This is a genomic window from Streptacidiphilus neutrinimicus (genome assembly GCF_000787815.1).
Taxonomy (GTDB): domain Bacteria; phylum Actinomycetota; class Actinomycetes; order Streptomycetales; family Streptomycetaceae; genus Streptacidiphilus; species Streptacidiphilus neutrinimicus.
In genome coordinates, this window is record NZ_BBPO01000014.1 from 105,077 (window position 1) to 109,686 (window position 4,610).

The 4,610-nt window shown below is 75.1% G+C and carries 5 protein-coding genes and 1 pseudogene; 2 read left to right on the top strand and 4 right to left on the bottom strand.

Going from position 1 to position 4,610, the window contains the following annotated elements:
* Window positions 1–392 (top strand): DUF485 domain-containing protein (locus TR48_RS12270; RefSeq protein ID WP_042366104.1); only part of this gene is annotated, 392 nt, incomplete at its 5' end.
* Complete coding sequence (locus tag TR48_RS12275) at window positions 389–2,053, top strand: sodium/solute symporter (RefSeq protein ID WP_236652114.1); 1,665 nt, start codon at window positions 389–391, stop codon at window positions 2,051–2,053. The genes TR48_RS12270 and TR48_RS12275, both read left to right, overlap by 4 nt.
* A gap of 55 nt (window positions 2,054–2,108) precedes the next feature.
* Here the strand turns inward: TR48_RS12275 and TR48_RS45425 are convergent, their stop codons facing one another.
* The 4 genes and pseudogenes from TR48_RS45425 to TR48_RS43145 form a co-directional block, all read right to left on the bottom strand.
* Window positions 2,109–2,762, bottom strand: a complete 654-nt coding sequence (locus tag TR48_RS45425; RefSeq protein WP_084729274.1) for a TetR/AcrR family transcriptional regulator — start codon at window positions 2,760–2,762, stop codon at window positions 2,109–2,111.
* Complete coding sequence (locus tag TR48_RS44945) at window positions 2,759–3,001, bottom strand: Trm112 family protein (protein ID WP_084729284.1); 243 nt, start codon at window positions 2,999–3,001, stop codon at window positions 2,759–2,761. The genes TR48_RS45425 and TR48_RS44945 overlap by 4 nt, the downstream gene beginning before the upstream one ends.
* Before the next feature lie 183 nt (window positions 3,002–3,184).
* Window positions 3,185–3,793, bottom strand: a pseudogene (locus tag TR48_RS12285) (class I SAM-dependent methyltransferase); the annotation flags it as partial.
* The coding region (locus tag TR48_RS43145; RefSeq protein ID WP_439654463.1) for a phthiocerol/phthiodiolone dimycocerosyl transferase family protein at window positions 3,790–4,610 on the bottom strand (821 nt) is incomplete at its 5' end. The pseudogene TR48_RS12285 and the gene TR48_RS43145, both read right to left, overlap by 4 nt.

Sequence of the window (4,610 nt, forward strand, 5' to 3'; positions counted from 1 at the left end):
CGCCCACCCAGCCCGGGCAGCCTCCCGCGTCCGGTCCGCCGCCGCAGTCGCCGGGGACCCCCGGGCTGCCCGGCCTGCGCCGGCGCGTCACCCGGCTCGACCGCGGCCTGATCACCGTCAACGCCGCCTGCTTCGCGGCGCTCGTGGCGCTGGCCGGGGCCGCTCCCGGCCTGCTGGCCACCGAGATCGTCGGGCGCGTCAACCTGGGGCTGCTGCTCTGCGCGGCCCTCGGCGTGGTCTCGCTGTACACGTCCGTCCGCTACGACCGGCGCTGCAGCCACGAGGTCGACCCCGAGGCGCGGCGGATCCGAACCAGGCACGAGGAGCAGGCGGCCGCAGCGGCCACGGCGGCGCAGGAGCGCGCCGCCGGCCGGAGATGGAGCGGCTGGTGAACCGTCTCCTCCTGGCCGACGCCGGCCCCGCCGGCCCTGCCGCGGCGGGCCAGAGCACCCACACCGCGGTCCTGATCGCCTTCCTCGTCTTCGTCTGCGTGTCGCTGCTGCTCTGCGTCATGGTCGGTCCGGACAAGGACGAGGTGGCCGACTTCTACACGGCCAACCGCACGTTGACGCCGCTGCAGAACGGCCTGGCCCTGTCCGGGGACTACATCTCCGCCGCCACCATGCTGGGCACCACCGGCATCATCGCCCTGTCCGGCTTCAACGGCATCATGCTGGACGTCAGCACGGCCCTCGCGCTCAGCACGCTGCTGGTGCTCGCAGGCCCACTGCGCAACGCGGGCCGCTACACCCTCGGGGACATCTTCGCGCTGCGCGCACCCGGCAGGGCGCCGCGCCTCGCCGCCTCCGTGGCGACGCTCGCGGTCTCCATCCCGTTCCTGGTCGTCCAGCTCTCCGGAGCCGGCGCCGCGACCGCGATGCTGCTGGGGCTGACCAGCGCCGGGGCGCAGCAGATCTGCATCGTGCTGATCGGCGTGCTCATGGTCGCCTACACCCTCGCGGGCGGCATGAAGGGCACCAGCCTCATGCAGATCGCCAAGGTGGTCCTCACCACCGCCACCCTGGCGGTCACCACGCTCTGCGTGCTGGGCCACTTCCACTGGAGCCCGAGCGAACTGCTGTCCGCGGCCGCGCAGGGCAGCGGTCACCCCGCCACCTACCTGCGCTCCACCTCGCAGTTCGGCGTCACCGCCAGCGGTCCGCTCAACATCGCCGGGCTGCACCTGACCGTCGTGCTCGGCGCCGCCTGCATGCCGCACATGATCATGCGGATCAACGCCACCTCCGACGGCGCCACCGCGCGCCGTTCCACCCGGTACGCGCTCGGCACCGTGGGCGTCTACAGCATCCTGCTGGCCGTCCTCGGCCTGGGGGCCGCCGCGCTGGTGGGCGGCCAGGCGATCTCCGCCGTCAACCCCAACGGCCAGGCGTCCCTGCTGCTGCTCGCCGGAACCCTCGCCGGCGGTCCCTCCACCACGGCGGGTCTCACCCTGATGACCGCCGTCGCCTGCACGGTCTTCGTGACGGTCCTGGCCGTGGTCGCCGGCATCACCCTCAGCGCGGCCGCCAGCCTGGCCCACGACGTGCACGCCCACGCGGTCCGCCGCGGCCACCTCACCGAGGCCAAGGAGGTGCGCACGGTCCGGTGGGCCGCGCTGCTCTTCGGAGTCGTCGGCATCCTGCTCGCGGTCGAGGCGCAGGGCTACAACGTGCAGTTCCTGTCCATGCTGGCGGTGGCCGTGGCCGCCTCCGCGGTGCTGCCGGCGCTGGTCTGCAGCCTCTTCTGGCGCGGCTACAACCGCACCGGACTGCTGTGGTCCGTCTACGGCGGGGCGGCGCTCACGATCGGCCTGCAGCTGATCTCCCCCACCGTCTCCGGCGGCCCGGGCACGCTCTTCCCGACGCACGACTTCGCCTGGTCCCCGCTGCAGAGCGTCGGGCTCGTCTCCATCCCGGCCTCCTTCCTGCTCGGCTGGGCGGGAAGCGTGCGCGGGCAGCGCCGTGAGGAGACCCGGAACCGGGCCGACCACGACGACAGGGTCGACCACGACGCGGTGGAGCTGCGGGTCCTCACCGGAGCCGACGCGGACTGACCCCGCCGCCGCGGAGGCCCTGGGCGGGGAGGTCTCCGCCCAGGGCCTGCTCGGCTCAGCCCCTGGGCGGGGAGACCTCCCCGCCCAGGGCCAGCCACCACACGGCCGTCATCTCGTCCAGCAGCACGTCCCGGTCGGGCTGCCAGGCCGGCTGCACCACGGTGTCCATCGCCACCTGGTGGAACTGCCGCAGCAGCAGTTGCAGGCGCACCCGCGCCCGCGCCGGGTCCTCGCAGCGGGCCAGGTACTCCGGCAGCGCCTCCACCATCCGCTCGACCGCCGCCGAGCGACGCTCGGCGACCGCGCCTTCGACGGCCATCGCCTCGTTGAGCGCGGCCAGCAGCCGGGCGTGCTCCTGGTACCAGCCCAGCGACAGCTCCAGCCAACGGCGCAGACCCGCCTTGCTCCGCAGCGCCTTCGGAAGGGTGGCGTACAGGCCCCGGTCCGACGGGGTGACCCGCTCCAGCAGCGCGGCGGCGGCCTCGGCCTTCGAACGGAAGTGCACGTAGAACGTGGCCCGGCTGGCTCCGGCGCGCCGCACGATCTCATCGACCGTCGCCGCCGCGTAGTCCGTCTCCTCCAGCACCTCCCGCACGGCCTCGAGCAACCGCTTGCGGGTCAGCTCCCGGTACTCGCTGCGGAGCGAGGGCGCCCGAGAGGCGGCCCGCGGCGCGGAATCCGCCGCGGAGGAAGCGGGTGAAGGAGTCACGGGCCCACCCTATCCCGCCCCCGTGAGGCGGCCCCGGCACGGCGGCCGGTGATGCGCTCGTGGTCGTCCGGGCCGAGCGGACGGGCCTCGTCGGCCAGCAGCTGCGGGATGCCGTCGACGATCGCGTAGGCGCGGCGCAGTCTCGGGTTGTACAGGCTCTCCGTCTGCGCGTCGTAGAGCAGCGGGCCCTTGTCGACGGGGCAGGCGAGCAGGTCGAGGAGCTCGGCGGGCACGGGCATGCGGTCCTCCGCTGCAGGGACGGTGTCGGGGCGCCCCGGCTCGTCGGCGCCGGGGGCCGGTGGGGTGCGGGCGTGGACGATCAGGTCGGCGGCGAACTCCGGGACGTGCTGGAGCAGGCGGTCCAGTGGGCGCAGCAGCCGCGGCGTGTCGTGGTAGGCGGCGCCCCGGACGGCGACGATGTCGAGATCGTGGCCGCGCAGCAGCCCGAGAAGCGCGGCGCGGGTGAACAGCCGCAGGTGGCCCACGACTTCACGGCCGGGGCGGCCGTAGATCCCCCGCAGGCTGACCTCGCTGAAGACCGGCTGCACGCCCGCCAGCAGCAGCCCGCGGTTGAACCAGGCCGCCAGGTTGGGCGTGGAGAGCAGCAGGGAGCCGCCGGGCCGCAGCACGCGGACGAGCTCGTCGAGGGCCGCGTCGGTGTCCACGAGGTGCTCGATGACCTCGCTGAACACGACCACGTCGAGGGTCTGGTCGGCCACCGGCAGCCCCCCGCCGTCGAGGGTCGCCCGCACGAGGGTCAGCCCGCGCGCCCGGGCCCGCTCCAGGGCCATCTGGGACCAGTCCGCGCCGACGACGGTGTGGCCGTGCGCGCGGTCGGCGAGCAGCGCGGTGGCCGCTCCGTCGCCGCAGCCGGCGTCCAGGATGCGCAGCCGCCGTCGGGCCGCCGCGGCTCGGTCCAGCAGCGGTTCGAGGAGTGCGAGTTGACGTCTGGCCCGGTCCAGGCTTGAGGCCACGACGACGGTGGGGTCCTCGTAGAGGCTGCGCAGCGGGGAGGCGGCGGAGTCGGTCACGGGTTTCCTTCCGTGCGGCGGGGGGTGGCGGCCGCGGGGGCGGGGATGGCGTCGGCGGCCGCGGACCTCGGCTCGGGTGCGGCGCGTTCGGTGAGTTCGCCGGTGAGGGCGGCGACGGCGGTGAGTTGGGCGAGTTCGGTGAGGGCGTCGGCGAAGACCCGGGTGAAGGCGGCGGCGGCCGGGGCGTCCAGGGCCTCGAAGCGGTGCCGGAACATCAGGTGCAGGCGGCCGTTGGCCCCCAGGGCGGTCACCGAGAGGCCGCGCGGCATCGGCGCGGGCGCGGCCGCCCACAGCTCGGTGATCTCCCCCGCGCCCACGAGGACGGTCGGCAGCTCGGTGATCGGGCCGAGGTTGCTGAGCATGGTGGTGTCGGCGAAGGAGTGCGCCGCCAACCGCACGCAGGGAGCGAGCACTCGCCGCAGCCCGCGCGGCAGCCACGCGGACCCGAGTACGAGGGCGGCCGGTCCCCCCTGGGGCCCCGAGGGCACGGCCTTGGCCTCGGCGGTGCGGGCGGCGACGGCCGCCAGCACGGCGCGGGCGTCGCGCCCGGCCGCGTCGATGGAGGTGAGCCGCGAGTGGTTGCCGCCCCCGACATGCCGGGCCCGGCGGTCACGGGTGTTGACCGGCATGGTGATCCGCAGCGGCTCCGCCGGTCTGGCGTGCAGCGTGTTCCACCGAGTGACGGCGAGGCCGAGGGCGGCGAGCAGCAGGTCGTTCAGCGTCACCCCGGCCGCCCGCGCGGCCCGCGCGAGCGCGGCACTGCCCTCGGCATCGAACCCGAGCGGCACCAGCCCGTACCCCCGCCGCCGCCCCGCCC